General features: G+C 40.5%; 17 protein-coding genes. 14 read left to right on the top strand and 3 right to left on the bottom strand.

Annotated elements, in window-relative coordinates; genetic code table 11:
• The first annotated feature begins 797 nt into the window (after positions 1–797).
• From VB077_RS15705 to VB077_RS15690, 4 genes are all read left to right on the top strand, one after another.
• On the top strand, positions 798–2,873 hold the full coding sequence (locus tag VB077_RS15705; protein ID WP_323416201.1) for a RecQ family ATP-dependent DNA helicase: 2,076 nt from the start codon (positions 798–800) through the stop codon (positions 2,871–2,873).
• Positions 2,870–4,120, top strand: coding sequence for a DNA-processing protein DprA (locus tag VB077_RS15700; protein WP_323416200.1), 1,251 nt, complete (start codon positions 2,870–2,872; stop codon positions 4,118–4,120). Before VB077_RS15705 ends, VB077_RS15700 begins: the two co-directional genes overlap by 4 nt.
• Before the next feature lie 234 nt (positions 4,121–4,354).
• Positions 4,355–4,903 carry a DUF3841 domain-containing protein gene (locus VB077_RS15695; protein ID WP_323416199.1) on the top strand — a complete coding sequence of 183 codons (549 nt, stop codon included), beginning with the start codon at positions 4,355–4,357 and terminating at the stop codon, positions 4,901–4,903.
• Between the two features lie 100 nt (positions 4,904–5,003).
• Positions 5,004–5,666, top strand: coding sequence for an HAD family hydrolase (locus tag VB077_RS15690; protein WP_323416202.1), 663 nt, complete (start codon positions 5,004–5,006; stop codon positions 5,664–5,666).
• A 228-nt stretch (positions 5,667–5,894) separates the two neighbouring features.
• Here the strand turns inward: VB077_RS15690 and VB077_RS15685 are convergent, their stop codons facing one another.
• The 3 genes from VB077_RS15685 to VB077_RS15670 form a co-directional block, all read right to left on the bottom strand.
• Entirely contained in the window at positions 5,895–6,092 is a 198-nt protein-coding gene (locus VB077_RS15685) for a YjfB family protein (RefSeq protein ID WP_323416198.1), read from the bottom strand.
• Between the two features lie 53 nt (positions 6,093–6,145).
• The gene (locus VB077_RS15680) at positions 6,146–6,727 is read right to left on the bottom strand and encodes a hypothetical protein (RefSeq protein ID WP_323416197.1); all 582 of its coding nucleotides are present in this window, start codon (positions 6,725–6,727) and stop codon (positions 6,146–6,148) included.
• Positions 6,728–7,007: 280 nt separating this feature from the next.
• Positions 7,008–7,586, bottom strand: a complete 579-nt coding sequence (locus tag VB077_RS15670; protein ID WP_323416196.1) for a helix-turn-helix transcriptional regulator — start codon at positions 7,584–7,586, stop codon at positions 7,008–7,010.
• 314 nt (positions 7,587–7,900) lie between these two features.
• On the opposite strand from VB077_RS15670, the gene VB077_RS15665 reads away from it, so the two are divergent.
• The 10 genes from VB077_RS15665 (at position 7,901) to VB077_RS15620 (ending at position 20,292) form a co-directional block, all read left to right on the top strand.
• Complete coding sequence (locus VB077_RS15665) at positions 7,901–8,335, top strand: MarR family winged helix-turn-helix transcriptional regulator (RefSeq protein WP_323416195.1); 435 nt, start codon at positions 7,901–7,903, stop codon at positions 8,333–8,335.
• A gap of 35 nt (positions 8,336–8,370) precedes the next feature.
• Entirely contained in the window at positions 8,371–10,104 is a 1,734-nt protein-coding gene (locus VB077_RS15660) for an ABC transporter ATP-binding protein (protein ID WP_323416194.1), read from the top strand.
• A complete protein-coding gene (locus VB077_RS15655; RefSeq protein WP_323416193.1) occupies positions 10,101–11,981 on the top strand; it encodes an ABC transporter ATP-binding protein in 1,881 nt (626 codons plus the stop codon). The genes VB077_RS15660 and VB077_RS15655 overlap by 4 nt, the downstream gene beginning before the upstream one ends.
• A 36-nt stretch (positions 11,982–12,017) precedes the next feature.
• Positions 12,018–13,574, top strand: coding sequence for an efflux RND transporter periplasmic adaptor subunit (locus VB077_RS15650; RefSeq protein ID WP_323416192.1), 1,557 nt, complete (start codon positions 12,018–12,020; stop codon positions 13,572–13,574).
• 86 nt (positions 13,575–13,660) lie between these two features.
• On the top strand, positions 13,661–13,801 hold the full coding sequence (locus VB077_RS15645; RefSeq protein WP_323416191.1) for a hypothetical protein: 141 nt from the start codon (positions 13,661–13,663) through the stop codon (positions 13,799–13,801).
• 260 nt (positions 13,802–14,061) lie between these two features.
• Positions 14,062–15,669 carry an anaerobic glycerol-3-phosphate dehydrogenase subunit GlpA gene (gene glpA / locus VB077_RS15640; RefSeq protein ID WP_323416190.1) on the top strand — a complete coding sequence of 536 codons (1,608 nt, stop codon included), beginning with the start codon at positions 14,062–14,064 and terminating at the stop codon, positions 15,667–15,669.
• On the top strand, positions 15,659–16,918 hold the full coding sequence (gene glpB, locus VB077_RS15635; RefSeq protein ID WP_323416189.1) for an anaerobic glycerol-3-phosphate dehydrogenase subunit GlpB: 1,260 nt from the start codon (positions 15,659–15,661) through the stop codon (positions 16,916–16,918). The genes glpA and glpB overlap by 11 nt, the downstream gene beginning before the upstream one ends.
• Positions 16,919–16,953: 35 nt before the next feature.
• Entirely contained in the window at positions 16,954–18,174 is a 1,221-nt protein-coding gene (locus VB077_RS15630) for an anaerobic glycerol-3-phosphate dehydrogenase subunit C (protein ID WP_323416188.1), read from the top strand.
• 341 nt (positions 18,175–18,515) lie between these two features.
• Positions 18,516–18,749: a hypothetical protein gene (locus VB077_RS15625; protein ID WP_323416187.1), complete on the top strand. Its 234-nt coding sequence runs from the start codon at positions 18,516–18,518 to the stop codon at positions 18,747–18,749.
• 202 nt (positions 18,750–18,951) lie between these two features.
• The gene (locus tag VB077_RS15620; RefSeq protein WP_323416186.1) at positions 18,952–20,292 is read left to right on the top strand and encodes an SLC13 family permease; all 1,341 of its coding nucleotides are present in this window, start codon (positions 18,952–18,954) and stop codon (positions 20,290–20,292) included.
• Positions 20,293–20,392 lie beyond the last annotated feature (100 nt).

Here is a 20,392-nt window from a genome sequence, read left to right as displayed (position 1 = left end):
CGCATGATAACACCTCGTTTTTGGTTGATTTGGTTGGACACTTAATTATACCAAAAACCTAGTGTTCATGCGGATTTTAACTATTATTTTTACTTTTTAAGGTCAAATCTAAGCCATTTTATTGGGTGCGAAACTTAAATAATAAGCTGGTGAGAGGTCAATAATTGCGTTTTGGGTTCTTCTTTGATAATAGGTTTTATGACTCTAAAAACTTCATTGGTAAGACGGTTAGGGTCATTTTTACTTAACCCTGCACGTGAATAAAGAAAATCTTTAACATCAGAAGTGACGGATAAAGAGTGTATTTCATTCATTGTTTTTATTGAGCTGTTTGCATTTATTACACTTTTAGGAATATCAGGGTGATATTGATACTCTTTTCTTAATTTGCTAAGTGAAAGACGACTTCTAGATACAATTTCAGTCTCGCTGACCCCAAGCTTTGATAGAACGTCTAGAAGATTGAGCTGTTCTCTTTGAAAGTAGTATCTCCTCCTGGAAATACTCTTCTTAAAACCTTTAAGTAAATGGAATTTAGAGAACTTGGACTTTCTATGATGCAACTACAGAGGGCCAAAAGTGAATCATATAGTTGGAGGCCGTTTTATAGAAAATAGGCTCTCAGTAGATTACCATCGAGTAATTTATCCAACAAAATAGTGAAAAGCAAGGTTTCACACTTATAAATAGTTTATGGACAAGCCGTTTCACCAGATTGATTATTATAGTAAGCAGAAGATTCCAGGTAATTGAAAAAATTTCCTTTATAATCATCTAAAGGGGTGGAGGGTTGTTCATTGAGTGACTCAAAAAAAATTGCTTTAAATCTCATGCACCAAATGTTGGGCGATGGGGCATCCTTTCGGGAGGGACAATGGGATGCTATCGAATCGGTCGTTGTTCATAAAAGACGGACCTTAGTTGTCCAACGAACGGGATGGGGAAAGAGCATTATATATTTTATTGCCGCAAAAATGCTTCGTGATCAAGGATCAGGAATTACGCTAATCATTAGCCCGTTGTTGTCTCTCATGCGCAATCAAATTGAAGCCGCACAAAAGATCGGGATTAATGCAGCCACGATAAATAGTTCTAATCAAGAAGAATGGGCTCAAATTGAGGCGGAATTAAATGAAGGAAAATATGACATTCTCCTTATTTCTCCGGAAAGGCTAGCTAACCAGGATTTCTTAAAGTTTCTAACGAATATTAAAGAAGCCATTGCCATGCTAGTTGTCGACGAAGCTCATTGCATCTCGGATTGGGGACATGATTTTCGCCCGGATTATCGACGCATCATCGACATAATCAAAACTATGCCCCCAAATATTCCGATTCTTGCTACAACTGCTACAGCGAATTCACGTGTTGTCGAGGACATAAAAGAACAACTTGGACCTGAACTTTTTATTTCAAGAGGCCCTCTTATTCGAGAATCGTTGCGACTTCAGATTATTCATCTTGATGATCAAGCGGAAAGACTTGCCTGGTTAGCGGAAAATTTGAATCAACTTCCCGGTTCTGGAATTATTTATTGTTTAACCGTCGCTGACTGCCGTCGAGTGAGCGAATGGTTAAAATCAAATAAGCTGGATGTTGCTGAGTATACGGGAAAATTAGATAATTCTATAAGGGAAATTCTCGAACAGAAATTGATTCACAATGAAGTTAAAGCTTTGGTGGCAACCGTTGCACTCGGGATGGGTTTTGACAAACCGGATTTAGGTTTTGTTGTTCACTATCAGCGGCCTTCCTCTGTTATTGCCTATTACCAGCAGATTGGCAGAGCAGGTAGGGCTCTAGATACGGCTTACGCGATTTTGTTGGCAGGCAGAGAAGACGATGAGATCGGAGAATATTTCATAAACTCAGCATTGCCGTCTTTTACCGAGATGTCTAAAGTTGTCGAGGCACTCGAGGAATCGGAGCAAGGTTTGACAATTAACGAGATGATGGCTAAAGTGAATTATAGTAAAGGGAGGATTGAAAGGACATTAAAGATATTAGAGATAGAAGGAATCGTAGCGAAAAATAAGAGCTCTTTTTATCGAACGATCAATCCCTGGAAGCCTGATTCTTTACATTACGACAGTATTACTGCTTTACGTCGAAGCGAGATGCAACAGATGCAAGAATTTACGCGGACGTCGGTTTGTTATATGAAATATATTTCGAAAGAATTAGATGATCCCTATGCTTGTCAATGTAATCAATGTGCGAATTGTCGGGGAGATTATTTTCATTCAAATGTTAGTGACACAGTAGTTCAGGAGGCAATCCATTTTCTTAGAAGAGATTATCTCTCGATTGAGCCTCGTAAACAGTGGCCTGTGGGAGGGATCGATCATCGCAAAGGACGGATAAAAGAAGATCAGCGCAACGAAGTAGGGAAAATTCTTTGTATGTATGGTGATGCAGGTTGGGGGCGTCTTGTATCGCAGAATAAGTTTGGGGATGGCTATTTTAGCGATGAATTGGTTAATGCTATGAGTGAGTTAGTTGCTTTTTGGAATCCGAGTCCACATCCAACTTGGGTTACAGCAGTTCCTTCTTTGCGCAGGCCCGAGTTAGTTTCGGGTTTGGCCAAGCGTTTAGCTGAGAAATTAGGGATTCCTTTTATTCCATCCCTTATAAAGGTTAAAGAAACGGCGGAGCAGAAGACTATGAATAATAGTATGCGACAAGCAATGAATTTAAAGGGAGCTTTTGCTATAGAAGGTCCTGTCCCAGAAGGTCCGGTTTTACTTGTAGATGATATGATCGATTCAGGATGGACAATGACGATTTGCGGGGCGCTTTTACGGGAGGCCGGAAGCGGTAAGGTTTTTCCGATTGCCTTAGCTTCAACTGCAGGAAGGGGGGATAGTGAGTGAATACACGTTTAACGAAAGACAGCCAAGGGATTCTTCTTCTTACGAGCAGCATGGGATTGCCTAGGGATAACAACGAATTACGCCCTTTAAGTTTTTCGGAATGGAACTCCTTAGCTGAGAAACTTGCAAATTCATCCTTAGAGCGTCCGAGTGCTTTTTTTCAGTCGGAGCCTAAAGAGTGGAAGAAAATACTCAATTTGAACGATGCTTTAGTCGATCGAATGCAAAGATTGCTTGCGCGTGGAGCAGCTATGTCAATGGAAATTGAACGCTTAAATAGCCTTGGAATATGGATAACGACCAGGGCAGAATCGACGTATCCTTCACGCTTAAAAAAGATTCTTAAAAGGAAATCCCCCTTGTTCCTTTTTGGTGCCGGCGATTATAGGCTTGCGTCTGGTGGAGTAGCGATTGTGGGTTCGCGTGATGTTGATCAAGAGGGCAGTGTATTTACAGCAAATCTTGCTAAAAGGTGCGTTGCAGAAGGGCTTACCATTGTTTCTGGAGGCGCAAGAGGAGTAGACACAATTGCTCAAGATACGGCTCTAACTCATGGGGGGAATGCGGTTTCAATATTGTCCAATGGTTTGGAACAAGCGATTCGTAAAAAAGATACGCGAAATAATATACTGGACAATAGATTTTTACTTCTTTCACCCTTTCATCCAAAGGTTCCTTTTCGCGCTTATAATGCAATGGACCGGAATAAATACGTTTATGCTTTGGCTCATTATGCTGTTGTCATTTCGGCAACAGAAAAAAAGGGCGGGACTTGGGCGGGTGCTATAGAAAACCTAAAATCCAAGTGGGTACCTCTTTATGTCCGCTCAGATATTTCATGTCCGCAGGGTAATCAAGCTCTCGTTAATGAGGGGGGTATCCCCCTAAACGAAAAGGTATTTTCACAAAACGTAAGTATTAAAGATTGGTTTGATAGGAACAAAAACTCCGAAGTGGGAGGGAATGACTTAGCGACGACCAACACGCATAGCATTTGGGTAAATGTTCAGGAGGATTTTGATTTATTTCCTATTGTGCTACCCTATTTATGTAATGCCTTACAAGCGGCTAAGAATACCCAAGAACTCGCAAAGCTTCTCCATGTTGAAGATTCACAAGTAGGGCTTTGGCTAGAACGCGCTCATAAAGAGGGGATGGTTAGTATGCTTGAGGGCCAAGGCAATTATAAAAGCAATTTAGATCGGGAAAATAGTGATCTCGTCCATGAACAAATTTCATTTTTTTAATAGAATTTAAACTACAAATTATTTATTGTAATATAAACCAATCCCATAAATACAGCGAGGACGGCCTAATGGCCGTCATATACTTATTATTGGCTAGATTAAACGATGCAGCGCAAAGACATTCGTGCGTACTTACAACTTCTTATCCGCCATACTGCCCTTTAAGAAATGGCTTCTTGATATGGTCTTTAACGCAACCTATAAGCCCTATGGGGAGGATGAGCATAATGGAAAATGAGGAGGGGACCAATGATGCTTCTTTGGACGATTCAGCATAGGGCTGCATATCTGCAGCTATTAGAAAACGGCATCATGAGAGCGGATGAACATCATTTGTTTTGTGAGGATGATTTTCTTCACGCATATAAATGGATTGCCGGGCAGATGTCGGAACGCATCGGTCAGCCGCCGAAAGATGTTCATTATCCCGTGTGGGCCTGGTATCAGTGGGAGGGCATCCGCAAACGCCCGGATATGCGCTCACACCGTCGGTGGACGAAGAAGGGTGAGCCGATTGTGTTGCTTACGATTGATGTTCCAGATAAAGATGTGCTACTCTCCGATTTTGGTATGTGGCACTGCGTCTTAAGTAATGTCTATTTGCCGTTGTCCGAAGAAGATGATGTTGATCATACGGAGGCAGAAAAAGTAAGCAGTTGGAACCGCATTTTTCAAATTGATACGCAAACACATTACTGGGATACGCCTAAATCGACACAAGCGACCTTCTGGGAGTTAAGACAAGAGTGGGTTTTGAAAGCCGAACGCTTTATTTCGGCATAAGCGGAGGTGCTTTATGCTTGGTATTATGTGGATCTGAATGCTGAAGATTTTGCAGAGCCTTCTGAAGAACTGACTGATGAAAGGACGAGTTTTAAGACTAATGCAAAAGAATTATGATGTCATATTATTTGATTTAGATGGTACACTAACGGATTCTCAAGTAGGAATTATAAATTCTGTCCAATATGCTTTAAAATCTTTCGGTATTGAGGAAACGAACCGTGAAAGTTTGCGTAAGTTTATTGGGCCTCCTCTAAAAGACTCATTTATGGAGTATTATCAATTTGACGAAGAGAAGGCCATCCTGGCCATCACCAAGTATCGTGAGTATTTTTCGGTCAAGGGGCTATTTGAGAATAGTGTCTATCCGGGAATACCCGAGTTGCTTAAGGCGCTTGTTGAGCATGGCAAAAAGTTAATCGTTGCTACCTCGAAACCGACACCGTTTACAAGACAAATCTTAGATCATTTTAACTTAGATCGGTATTTTACCTTCGTTAGTGGTAGCAATTTAGATGGTACCCGGATCAGGAAGGATGAAGTGATTGCTTACGCCGTAAAGGAATGCGGCTTGAATGCAAAGGACAATATGGTGATGGTTGGGGATCGGAAGTACGATATAACGGGTGCCAAAGCAATCGGGATAGATTCCATTGGTGTGTTATATGGATTTGGTTCTCGGTCTGAATTAGAAGGGGAAAATCCGACTCGGATTGTGGAAAGTGTTAGTGAATTGAAAAAGGTTTTGATGGTTAGGTATTAAAAGCAGTATTAAAAACAACTGGTTGTAAGTGGAAGAACATGGTAACGAATAGGCCCCTATGGCATAATTAAGAGACACTATAGCATGATTACTTGACACCAGTTCACAAAAGGTCTGATTGTTTCAGCTAGACATTTGGACCTTTATTTTTATGGGCCTTCATAGTTAAAAGGACCGGAGTAAAGGGAGAGTTTTTCTCTTTGCTTCGGTCCTATAATTTTGCTTTTATTATACTGATACATCAAGAGTTCTTCCAAGACTGGGGTTTACAGATAACTCCATATCGCGGGAAAGTCCTGAAGCCATTTCCAACAGGGCTTGGGTTTGCTCAGTGGAGGTGTCCATAACCATCTTCATAACTGAGATGGAGGCTTGCTGTTTGAGTTGAACCTGATTGGAAATGATGGATAAGGCAGCTATGTCCATTAATAAACCCTCCTTTGAGTTAACTATATCATGTTTTGGCCATTGCAACTATATTATACAAATAACAAACTTGATGTAAATGCAATAACGGCAATGGTGCTACCGAAAATAAGCTCTTTCGGTGTGTGTCGTTTTAATATGAGCGATGCCCAAGTAATCAAAGCAAACAGAGCCAAACACCATATAAAGCATTTCCAACCGATGAAATATATCGTCAAAATCAGCGGCCCGGTAATGCTGCAGGCATGACCGCTGGCACGTAGTTTTATAATCTTATTGAACACAATCAATACAACAACAGAAATAAAATAGGTCAAATAAATAAAGAGTAAACCCTGACTCACATGAACGGCAACTCCGTAGATAACGGCGGCGATATATCCGACAAGACTTAATATGAAGGCTAAATTACGCTGACCCTCGCGCTTTTTATCCTTGTATTTCGGAATAACCAAAGCAAGCGGATATGCGGCGACGGGAATTAACACCAAAAACGTAATTGAAGCTGCTAATTCGTAAATATCTTTAAATATTGCGTCTTTTGAATAAAAGAGAATAATAAGCAGCGAAAGCACTAAAAGCGGAGGCACCGTGATGGCGCGGATTATTTTGGCAAATTCTTCTTTTTTAGTCATTCCTCTTTCCTCCCCAGAAAAATAGGGCTACTGTGCCGGGGCCGGTATGACTACCTATAGTAGTGCCGACGCTACTGATTTCCATTATATTATTTGCGATTCCTTGAATTACCTTTTTCTTGCTCCTGATCATCGTTGATTACCTCGACTTTCTATGGCTTGATTTACAATTATTTTAGATTGCCGTACAGAAAATCGCTACCTACTTCACTTTTTTACGATTATACGAAAAAAGATAAAGGCGTAGAGTAAAAAAATTAGACTCTACAAATCGTAGAGCCTATTCTTGGGGTATTTTAAAGCTAAGGTATATGATCATTTCGGAAGGAATACCCAAAATAAAGAGCAACCATAAATTATACTTAAAAAATGACAGGTATATGGCTGCTATAATGCTCCACACAAGTCCGGATATAATATAGAAGTTATTTTTACGATTACCCCATATTGAGTTTAGCACGAGCAAAACGATCAAAGATATCGGTAAGGTATAAACAAAAATCAGCCATTCTCTATAACCCAACGCCCAAAATATAGTAAAAATCAATATTGCAAGCGTCCATATCCCGACAATGGTAATTTTCTTTATTGTCATATGATTGTAATATCTAAGCGGAGCGGGTGTTTCCGGTGTTTCTTCTTCATTACTGTGGTCGGTCAAAATGTAATCCACAGAAACATGAAATAATTCACTCATCTGTTTCAAAATATAGGCATCAGGAATTGCCTCCGCACGTTCCCATTTTGAGATTGCCTTATCGGAATAATTTAGTTTTTCACCAAGTTCTAACTGTGTCATTTGACTTCGTTTTCGAAGGTATATAATATTTTTTGAAGCTATATTTTTAAGATTATCCAACTTTATTCTCTCCATATGTATTATCTCTTCAATTCGTAAACTTCAGAAACAAGTGCGATAGTTCCACCGGAACTATCGGGAGTCAAAATTCCACCTGAAGTAAGCATTTCTTTATATAATATACATCGGTTATTTAATTAATTACCACAAATTTATAAGCTTGTCTATTGTATTAGGTTTTTAAGTTTTTAAACCGAATCCCACTATTTAACTTATTGACAAATGAATATCGGATGATTAGAATTTACTATGTCGTTAGTTAAGTTACTTAACCTTTAACATACTTACTGAATGTTTTGAAAAGAGGTCGGAAAATGCAGATTAGCAATGCCGAAAAGATCTACGAGATTATGGAGAAGTTTCGTAGAAATATGATGAATAAGAAAATGTCCGGGGAGATTCCTCGTAGTGAATTCAAGCTGTTAAAGGTGGTCCAAATGAACAGCACTAAAAGAGAAGGAGTAACGATATCCTCTCTAAGTGATCATTTAGGAATTAGCAAGTCGGCGGTATCCCAGATGATTAATCTTTTGGAGGATGAAGGTTATATTGAACGGGTGTTTACGAAAAATGACCGAAGGCTTGTCTATGTTCGTCTGACCGATGGCGGTGAGAAGTATATAGCTCAAAGATACCAGAAATTTTTGGAATCAATGACGGAGATCTTTAACCGAATGGGAGAAAAAGATACGGAAGAATTGCTTCGACTCCTAGAAAAGCTCTATGACATCGTTACTGAAAATGACTAAGGCAAAGCGCCTAATCATTGGGGTGGGGGATTTACATGATTAAATTATCTAAGTATTTAAGACCCTATTACGGGCTTATTCTGGGTGCCATTGCCTTATTGTTCTTACAAGCCAACTGTGATTTGGCCTTACCGGATTATATGTCGGATATTGTCAATACCGGGGTAATGACAGGGAATACGAATTATATCTTGAAAACGGGGGCGATCATGCTCTTGATCACTCTTTTGGGAACGGCCGCTTCCGTGACGGTGGGCTATTTTGCCTCTCTGACGGCCGCGGGTCTCGCCCGGGATGTGCGCTCAGACGTTTTTAAGAAAGTGGAGCAGTTTACCCATGCTGAGTTCGATCACTTTTCCACCGCTTCCTTAATTACACGAACGACCAACGATATTACCCAGCTGCAAACCGTTTTAGTGATGATGATTCGTTTGGTGTTTTATGCTCCGATTCTGGGAGTGGGAGGAATCATCAAGGCCATTGCCAGCAGCCCATCCATGTCCTGGATTATTGGGATTGCCGTCCTCTGTTTAATTGGGCTCGTGGTCGTATTATTTTCCGTGGTCATACCTAAGTTTAAACTGATTCAATCCTTGATCGATCGCTTAAATTTAGTGGCCCGGGAAAACATCGGAGGAATGCTGGTTATTCGGGCTTTCAATACCCAAAAGTTCGAGGGAGCACGCTTTGATAAAGCCAACCGAGACTTACTGGAGACGAACCTTTTCGTCAACCGAGCTATGGCACTTATGATGCCGGCTATGATGCTGATTATGAACCTAGTGACTGTGATTATCGTTTGGGTGGGGGCTAAGCAAGTCTCGTCCTTTCAAATGGGTATCGGCGATATGATGGCTTATATGCAATATGCCATGCAGATCATTATGGCCTTTTTAATGATGTCCATGATGTTTATTATGTTCCCGCGGGCAGCGGTTGCAGCGGATAGGGTCGCGGAGGTCTTGGAGAAGGAGGCCAGTATTACAGATCCTGAGAAACCGGTCAGCTTTAGAAAAGATTTTCAGCCGACGATTGAATTCCGTCATGTGAACTTTGCGTATCCCGGGGGAGAAGATGATGTCCTGCACGACATTAACTTTGTGGCCAAAGCGGGTCAGACCACGGCTATTATCGGTTCCACGGGCAGCGGTAAGTCAACACTGCTGAACTTGATCATGCGTTTTTATGATGTGACTTCCGGTGAAGTCCTTGTGGATGGTCAAGATACTCGCACCGTCACCCGGAGATCCTTGCGGGAAAAAATCGGTTATATTCCTCAAAAAAGCATTTTATTCTCGGGTTCCATCAAATCCAACTTGTCTTATGGAGATAAAAATGCAACCCAGGCAACCCTGGAAAAGGCGGCTGAGATTGCCCAAGCGACAGAATTTATCGCGACCAAGGAAGAAGGCTATGATTCGATCATTGCTCAAGGCGGGACGAATATTTCAGGAGGGCAAAGACAGCGCCTATCCATCGCGAGGGCTTTGGCCAAAAACGCCCCCATCTATCTTTTTGATGATAGCTTTTCCGCGCTTGATCTCAAGACCGATCGGAATCTGCGGGCTGCTTTGAATCGAGAAACCAAGAAAAGTACGATTCTTCTGGTGGCCCAACGAGTCAGCACGATTATGAATGCCGAACAAATTATCGTTTTAGACAATGGGGAAATTGTAGGTAAAGGGACGCACAATGAACTTTTGAAAACATGCGAGGTTTATCAGGAAATCGCCTATTCGCAATTAAGTGAGGAGGAACTGGCGCGATGAGTGATGCAGAACATCAAACAGGGTCCACGCCTCGCCGCCAGAATTCGGGCAGAGGCTTTTTTGGGGGGCAGCATGGCGGGCCCGGTGGGGGCGAGAAGGCCAAGGACTTTAATAAGACGCTCAAAACACTAGCCGGGTATTTAAAACCTCATCAGACAACCATCTCTATCGTGATTTTCTTTGCCCTATTCTCTACCGTGTTCACGATTATCGGACCTAAATTACTGGGCAAGGTCACCACGAAACTTGCCGAAGGATTATTCGCTTGGTATTACGGAACGGGGCTTCTGACGGACTTCGATTATATCGGTAAAATTATTGGGGCCTTAGTTGTTCTTTATGTGATTTCCGCAATTTGTTCTTACGTTCAAGGGTATCTGATGTCTGGAGTGGCCATGGATGTCACGTATAGACTGCGGAGAGAGATTTCGGAAAAGATGAACCGAATCCCTTTGAATTATTATGATACAAGAAACCATGGAGTGGTTCTGTCCCGGATTACCAACGATGTGGACCTGATTAATCAAACCCTCAATCAAAGTTTAAATCAAATCATCACTTCAGTGGCAAGCATCGTCGGTATCTTGATCATGATGCTGTCCATCAGCTGGATGATGACAGTGGCTGCTTTACTGGTCATCCCTTTATCCTTGGCGATTGTCGGAGTGGTTATTAAGCGCTCTCAGCGGTTCTTTAGAGAGCAGCAACAGTATTTGGGTGAGATCAACGGGCATATTGAAGAAATGTATGGAGGTCATAATATTGTTCAGGCCTTCAACGGAGAAGCCGAATCCGTGGCCATTTTTGAGAAGGTCAATGATAAATTGTACAGTACTGCTTGGAAATCCCAATTTATCACGAGCATCATGATGCCGGTGATGAATTTCGTAGGTAACCTGGGTTACGTGGTGGTCAGTATTCTCGGGGGGTATCTGGCCGTTAAAAAAGTCGTAGAAATTGGAGATATTCAAGCCTTCATTCAATATATGCGATCCTTTACCCAACCTATAGCCCAGCTGTCCTCGATATCCAATACCCTTCAGTCCACAGCGGCGGCGGCTGAACGTGTCTTTGAATTCTTAGCGGAAACAGAAGAAATTCCGGAAACATCTCATCCGGTCAAATTAGATCAGTTCTTCGGCACTGTCCGTTTTGAACATGTTCATTTCGGTTACAGCAAGGATAAGCAGATCATTCATGATTTTTCGGCGGACATTAAAGCCGGACAGAGAATCGCCATTGTGGGCCCGACCGGGGCAGGCAAAACCACGATCGTGAAACTATTAATGCGGTTCTATGAAATTGACAGCGGAAGAATATTGATCGATGATCATGACATTTATGACTTTACCCGCAATGACTTACGCTCCTTATTTGGCATGGTGCTCCAGGATACTTGGCTCTATAATGCTTCGATTAAAGACAATATACGCTACGGTACCTTTGAGGCGACCGATGAAGAGGTCATAGAAGCGGCCAAGGCAGCTCATTGCGATGAGTTCATCCGTGCTTTGCCGGGCGGTTATGATATGGTTCTGAATGAAGAATCCAGCAATATCTCCCAGGGACAAAAACAGTTATTTACCATTGCCCGGGCAATCCTGGCTGACCCGAAGATTTTAATTTTAGACGAGGCTACCAGTTCCGTTGACACCCGAACGGAAATATTGATTCAAAAAGCCATGGAAAATTTAATGCGTGACCGAACAAGTTTTGTGATTGCCCACAGACTTTCCACGATACGTGATGCGGACATGATCTTAGTGCTAAATGACGGTGATATCGTGGAACAAGGGAATCATGAGGAATTGTTAGCGAAGAATGGATTCTATGCCGATCTTTATCAGAGTCAGTTCGAAGAGGCCGAAGCGGTTTAATCTTAATTTTGGATCGAGAAAAAGGAGGAGCGTTTCATGGGAGTACAATTAAAAACCGAAGATCAGCAGCTTAAGAAACAAGTCAAGGGTAAAAAAAGCATAAAAAGGGTGTTCCTGTCCATCCTCACGGTCATCGTCTTGATTGCCGGTTGTGCAGGGTTCTATTATTTTAATGAGAACAACCGTTATTTCTCAACGGATAATGCTAAAGTCACCGCGAAAATGTATCCCATTACCCCCAGCGCTTCTGGAGAATTACTGGAGTGGAATGTAAAAGAGGGTGACACGGTCGAAAAGAATCAAGTTCTCGGGCGCCAAGCCGTTTTACCCTACATCACCTCACCGATTAAGGGAACGGTCGTTAAAAACAACGCCATTCAAGGGCAAGCTGTGGCTCCTGCCGCACAGTTGGCGGTCATTGCGGATACGGATCACCTCTACATTGGGGTGAATGTCGAAGAAACGGATATCGTCAAGATTAAGGTGGGGCAGCGGGCGGACGTAAAGATTGATGCCTATCCCGGTGTAACCTTTCAAGGGAGTGTTCAGGAGATTGATAGGGCGACCCAAACCTATTTCTCCGGTACTTCAAGTTTCAGCACCAGTGGCACCTATTCCAAGGTCACTCAATTGATCCCCGTCAAAGTGGTCATCGACAACAAGGACAATCTTCCTTTGACCTTTGGAATGAATGCTACAGTGAAAATTCACCTTAAGGAAGATCCTGCAAACACCGCACTGGGAGAACAGACCGGTGAATCTTCCGACTCCCAGCAAGCCATCCATTACAGCAGTGCCATCGAAGCGGCTGATCAAATGGGGGTTATCCCGAATGTTACCGGTAAAGTCAGCAAGATCAATGTAGAGATCGGCCAGCACGTTGAAAAGGGAGATGTGTTGTTCCAACTGGATAGCACAGATCTGGAGTTACAGGTTAAGCAGGCGGAAGCCAACTATAACGCGGCGGTTACTTCCTATAATAATAGTAAAGCTTCTTATGACAGCCAAACTACCATCACCCCGGCCCAGATTGCCTACAATGAGGCTATGGATAACTATACCCGTTTGAAAACACTCTATGATGGGGGAGCGGTATCTCAGATCGACCTGAATAATGCAAAAGACAAAGTAGATACAACCCATGCCCAACTGCAAACCGCTCAGAATTCAGCTAAAGCTGCCGTTGACACAGCCACCGCGCAAATGGCCGGTGCCAAAGCAGGATTGGACATTGCCCAAAAGAAATTGGACGATTGTCTAGTGAAAGCTCCCATAACCGGAGAAGTCGCTTCCAAAACGATCGATGTGGGTACAATGGCTTCGCCGCAAGCAGCCGCGATGACCTTGATCAATAACCAAGAGGTAAAAGTGCATATCAATGTTACTGAAACTAATATTTCCAAGGTGAAAGTCGGAAGTACAGCAGAGGTTAAAGTGCAAGCCATTAACGCAAGTGCCCAGGGTACAGTGCTCAATATCGCCCCTGTCGCTGATGCCAAGACCGGCATGTTCCAAGTGGAGATTTTGGTCGAGAACCCGGATGGACAATTCAAGGCGGGGATGATCTGCGACGTGGAGCTGCAGAATTCTTAACCAGAAATCTAAAATATCTTTATGTATTTTTTTAGCTGAATTACAAATGCTAGGATTAAACCACATTCCAGCTAGGGAGGTACGAGATGGAGACAAAAAATAAGGAACAGAATGTTCAAGATGCAAAAATCAGTTTAGTAGAAGAACCTGAAAATAAAGAACGGAATAAAAGCCATTCAAGTGCCGCAGATGGAGTATTACTATCTTCCACCTATAGAAATGGTTAATAAATTATTATTTAATGTTTGTAATTACATTAGAATGTGTGCGCTTATTTTGACTTAAGTTATCGCAGGTGTTATTATCTACCTCAAATATAGCTTTTTGCCAATTCAAAACAGAGAATTGAAAGGTGCAAAAATACGGTGTATAATATCACTATATTCAAATTCCATTATGAAATTATGGCTAGAGAAATGAGAGGCTGTAATGACACTCCCTGTCTTTGTGAGTGCATTACGGCCTTTTTTGTTTTAAGGAGAGTATTATGGCTATGAATAAAACAAGAGTACTCGTTGTTGGAGGAGGAGCTACCGGTGTTGGCATTATTAGAGAATTAGCTTTGAGAGGAATTGATTCGGTTTTAATCGAGCAAAAAGATCTAGCTCATGGTGCAAGTTTTAGATTTCATGGATTACTCCATAGTGGTGCACGCTATGCATCAAATGATTTAGAAGCAGCAAAAGAGTGTATTAGAGAAAACACTATCCTCAAGAAAATAGCCCCAACTTGTATCAATAATACAGGGGGATTATATCTACAACATAAACATGACGATGATAATTATTTAGAAGGTTGGCTTAATGGATGTAAAGAAGCTGGAATAGAAACCAAAGAAATTGGAATTAATGAGGTTCTAAAGTCAAATCCTTTTCTGACTAAGGATTTGAAAAGAGCATATCTTGTTCCTGATGGCATAATTGATGGGTCAAGCCTAGTGTGGGCTAATGTTTATCAAGCTGTTCGGTACGGTGCAAAAGTCTTAACTTATACTAAACTTATTGGAATTCTTATTGAAAATAACAAAGTCGTTGGTGCAGAGGTTGTAAATACTTTGACGGGTGTAAAAGCAACCTGGGAATGTGAAGTAATTATTAATGCTACAGGGACGTGGGCCGATCAGGTAGTTTCATTAGCGGGAATTGAACTTAGTTTAGTAAAAAATAAAGGATCTCTTTTGGTGTTTAATCAGCGCATAACGTCACAAGTACTTAATCGATTGCGTACACCTAGTGACGGGGATATTTTCGTACCTCATCATACAGTAACGATCTTAGGAACAACTTCTATAAATATTGATAATCCAGATACTGCGGAACCTTCTAAAAAAGAAGTAAACGATCTTTTGAACGCTGGTAAAGAACTGATACCGAAAATCTGGAATTATCGGATTTTAAGAGCGTATTCAGGAGTGAGACCGCTATATGTTGATAATACCAGTAAAGGGCAGGATGGACGTACAATTTCTCGAGAATTTACTATTATTGATCATGGCTGCGAAGATGGTTTGAGTGGCCTATTAAGCCTTGTTGGGGGAAAATTGACAACTTATCGCTTAATGGCCGAAAAGACGGTTAACTATGTATTCAAGATTATGGGGGAAAACAGTATTGATGTTAATCCTATGACTCCATTAGTGGAATTGGGTGGAATTAATGCTGGCTCAAATCAGCATTCGAAGGTAGTACAAAGACATGGAGAAAGAGCCTATTTGATTGAGAATTATTTGAAAAAGTTTCCGGATAAAGCATCTGTCCTTTGTGAATGTGAAAATATTAGTTACGGTGAGGTAGAAGAAGTTGCATCTTGGGATAATACCCATAACTTAGATGATTTGAGGCGCAAGACTCGTATCGGAATGGGGACTTGTCAGGGATTATATTGTTCATTTCGCAGTTTAGGTGCAGCTTGGAATTGTTTTAAAAAGAAAACGGAAAATCCAATAGAATACTTAGTAGATTTCTTGGAAAACCGTTATAAAGGGCAGAAAAGGCTCCTTTGGGATTCTCAAATTAGGGAAAGCGAATTAACGCTAGGCGTTTATAGTACAATTTTTAATATTGAACGGAGTAAAGAGAAAAGCAATGAAATATGACGTTGTAGTTATTGGTATGGGAATGTCCGGCTTAGTTGCCGCATCTAAAGCTATTTCTAAGGGCAAAAATACTCTTCTGGTTGCTAAGGGTCAAGGTGCATTGTCGATAACTTCAGGATGTCTGGATTTTTGGGGGTATTGTTTAGATAACCCGGAGACGATTGCCCCTAATCCTTATGAAGAAATACGCCAATTGATTATTCGGAACCCAGAACATCCCTATGCTAAGGTTTTTGATATTCTGCAGGAAAGTATTGATTTCTTTAAGGAAATCATTGGTTATTCAGGTTATAGGCTGGTCGGCGATATAACTGATAACCAGCATGTGCTCACATCATTGGGGACTGTTCATCCTTCGGCTTTTGTCCCGGCAAGTATGATCATTAAGAAAAGAGAAATGATTAAGAAAGTAATAGCCGTAGGCTTCACAGGATATGGCGATTTTTATCCCCAGATGTATTTAGATAATTTAGAAGAAAATATGTTCCCTAAAGCACAAAAAATATCCCAAATAATTGATTTGGAAATAAATGCAGATCTCAAATCGAATTCTTTGGCTCATTTATTAACTAAGGATGAAATTCTTAACAGTGTAATTAATGAACTAAGACAACAGAATGCTAATCAGTGTGATAGAAAAGAATATTTTTCTGATGAAGAAACCCTGTTTGTTTTTCCTTCAGTATTAGGGGAACAACCTAATTATAACGTTTGGGAGAGATTAACAACGGAATTGTCAGCTCAAGTTATCGAAGTTCCCGGGCTTCCTCCGTCTATTCCTGGTCAGCGTTTAGACAAAGCACTCACAATTTTTCTTAGCCATCATGGTGCAGAATTTCGTCATAATACTCAAGTGATTGGTTTTAATGCAAAAGATAGAAAGGTCACTTCGATAATAGTACAAGATTCCTCACATTCTAAGCATATTATTGAAGCAAAGAGTTTTATTTTGGCTACCGGTTCGTTTTGGGGAGGAGGGTTAATTGACAAAAAAAATGTTCTTTATGAACCTATTTTTAATCTTGAGGTTTATGCTCCTAATCAGTTTAATGACACTCCCTTTTTCTCTTTAAATGGCCAGCCTTTCTTGAGCTCAGGGATAGAGGTTGATAACTTATTACGACCAAATCCTAATTTAGAGAATCTTTACTCTGCAGGAAGTATATTAGCCCATTGTAATTATTCTATGGAGAAGAATGGTTTAGGACTTGCCTTGGCTACCGGTTACAAAGCGGGAAGTAATGTGTAAATAATACGTTTTAATTTATTGCGAGGTAAATAGATATGAAATTAGAAGAATTTCAAATTGATGCTTTAAATTCCTGTGTAAAATGCTCTATTTGTGTAGAATATTGTCCGGTGGTTAAGGTAAATCCAGCCTTCCCCGGTCCAAAACAACTGGGACTAGATTGGCTAAGACTTTCTCAAAGTGAACAACTACAACCCGATTCTGCGGTTAATTATTGTACAAATTGTAAAATCTGTGAGGCAGTTTGCCCGGCAGGGGTCTTGCCTGCAAGCATTAACCAATTAACTAAATACCATTTTTCCAAGAAGAGGATAGCTTTAAGGGAATTTATTTTTTCTAATCCCCTTCGTTTAGGAAAACTCGTCCATATTTGGCCTAAAGGGGTAAACTTTTTTATGAAAACCGGATTAGTAAAGGCTATAATGGAAAAATTAGTCGGAATTTCGGCAAAGGCTTCAATGCCAACCTATAGCACGAAATCATTTAGTGATATATTAAAAAGGTATGAACAAAAACTTTGCGCAGAAAAGAAAATAGAAGAAATTGTGTATTTCCCGGGCTGCTTTACAGAGTATAATAGGCCCGAAGTAGGAATTTCATTAGTAAAGATCTTCAATAAACTTAATTATAGGGTTATTGTTCCTGAATTTATGTGTTGCGGTCAGCCTGCTATCTCTAATGCTCGGTTACAAGATATTAATAAATATTCTAAACATAATGTCAGTATAATTAAAAAATATATTAAAGAAGGTGTTCCTATACTCTTTACCTGTCCAAGTTGTCTATTAACAATTAAGGAAGAATACCGCAATCTTTTAGATATTAAGGAAGCCGAAAATTATAATCCGTTTATTTGGGATGCAGCCCAATTCCTACTAGAACATGATAATCTTACTCAAGACCTTTATAGTTTACTTAACAAGGAAAAAAAGAGAAGCCTAAAAATGGCTTATCATCAACCTTGCCACCTTAAAGCTTCCGGTTTGGGTACACCCGGGTTATCTTTACTCAATAATGTAGCTGGTTTTAAGATCACTCCTTTAGAGGCGGGATGTTGCGGGTTATCCGGAAGTTATGGATTAAAAATTGAAAAACAATGGATTTCTCATGAGATTGGGAAGAATTTAAAGAATGCTATTGATGATGTTAATCCTGAAGCATTAGTAACTGAATGTGGGATGTGCTCCGTTCAGATAAATCATTTAGTTAAACTTCCAGTTTATCATCCCTTAGAATTATTAGCGCAAATGATTTAGGATAAGCGATTGGAAATAACTGAAACTGTACTAAAAACGATCATTGTTTATAATTAAGGGTATTAAATTTTGAAAAGAATAACAATCACATTATAACGGTTATTGCACATTAGAGAGGATATTGTGGATAAAGAAATACTGAATCTATTGGAATCAAACCCCGTAATAGCTGCTGTCAGGGAAACTTCTTAATTTGGGAGAAAGTGTTAGCATGCTTCGATCATACGGTAAGAACTTTTAATTTAGGTGGTCGTACATTTGCGAAAAAATAGATATAATAGGAGAGTAATTTATTTCGTATAGCAGGGGAATACCTGATAATAAGAAGGGTTGGAAATAGTATGGAAAGACTAGATTTTAATCGTTTCGTTGAATCAGATTTTGTTCAAATGCGTTTTGTTGATGTGGCCAAACAAGAAAATAACCTGGGAGTAAGAGAACGTATTGAAAAGGAATTGGCAGTAATGATCGATGATTTGATGGCTATAGACCTAGATTACAATAATATCGGTAAACAAGTTTTAGCAATATGGCAAGGATATTGGATGGCTCTTTCCTCACTGAATGTAGAATAATGATAGAGTTATGATTAAGTAAAGAACTTTTGAGATTGTAATTACTAATACAAACTAAGAAATAGCGAAGCTGTATAATAAAGCTGTACTTAATCGTTTCTATATTATTATCCCATGTAAAATGGAAAGGAGGAAACGAATAAAAGGAAACTTTCGGAGTACATGAGTCATAATAGATATATTTCTGAAAGAAGTGAGGAAAGTGGCAGAAACTATCAAAGAGAATAATGCTAGTGAAAGTGCTAAGAAGAACAAATCACCTAATACATCTATGTATATAAACAGTGCTATCGGTATTGGCTTTATGCTATTATTTCCCTTACTTGATCCTATTGAACCGATTACCCCAATGGGGATGCACATTCTCGCAATTTTTATTGGAATGGTGTATTTATGGTCAACGGTCGGTAGTATTTGGCCCAGTCTTTTGGGGCTGTTCCTTATTGGAATGACCGGCTTTGCCCCATTAAAACAGGTGGCATTGGAAGCCTTCGGGTCAGATGTTTGTGTTTTGATGATGTTATCCATGGTATTGTTTGCCGCTGTAGAATATGCCGGCTGCACCGAGTATATGGCCAGGTGGTTTTTAACGCGCAAAATCATCAATGGCAAGCCCTATATCTTCCTATTTATATTTTTTCTAGCCTCTTATTGGTTGAGCGGTCTAACCGACCCTATTGCCAGCCTCTTGATTTTATGGCCGATTACCGTCGAATTTATGCGCGAACTCGGTATCGAAAAAAACGAAGGAGTCTATCCGATTACCGTTTTTGGTGTTTATCTGGCAGCGACTTTGGGCCAACCGATGTTTGCTTTTAAGGGGGCGGCCCTAGCGATTGTGGGTACCTTCCAGAAAACAACGGGATTAATGGTCAATAATTTATCATATATGTTGTTTAATGTTATTATGTCAACGCTTATGTTAATTATCTTCATACTGCTGGTTAAATTCGTCTTCAGACCGGATCTGACTAAATTAAAAAATATATCAGTAGAGCAGTTCGAGAAAAATCCCTTGCCCCCAATGAACATGCAACAAAAGTTGATGCTTGGCACCATCTTTGCCTACATCTTCTTGCTTTTGGCACCAAGCTTCTTACCGAAATCCTGGGGAGTCACCGCTGTTCTGTCAACAATGGGACCTTTGGGTGTAACCTTAATATCCATCATTATTCTAATGGTCATTCATATCAACGGCAATCCTGCCTTGCCCTTTAAAATGGTCGCAGCCAAGAGTTATTCCTGGGATGTCTATTTCCTGGTGGTTGCCGCTTTATATGGAGCTAATGCTGTATCGAGTGATGTGACAGGGATCAAACCGTGGTTGATTCAAGTACTGCAGCCATTATTAGGTGATAAACCGTTCCTTGTCTTTGCCGGCTTACTGTTAGCCTTTGCAGTAATTACTACAAACTTTGCCAATAATGCAGCGATGGCCATCATCTTAATACCGGTTGTTATGGCTTTCGCCGAACAGTATCCAAGCATAGAAGTTGTCGGCCTCTTTATTATGGGCTTTAGCCTGTTGAGCGCAGCGAAATAAAAAACCACCTGCTATGCGGGTGGGGATCCAAAAGTTATACAAAAAAAAGCACCTTTCCGTTAAAGTAGAGTTGTTCAAGCTACTAAATTAACGGAAAGAA

This window comes from Desulfitobacterium sp. (genome assembly GCF_034927245.1).
GTDB lineage: Bacteria > Bacillota > Desulfitobacteriia > Desulfitobacteriales > Desulfitobacteriaceae > Desulfitobacterium_A.
The sequence above is the reverse complement of the archived record's forward strand: the minus strand, read 5'-3'. Positions and strand labels throughout refer to the sequence as shown.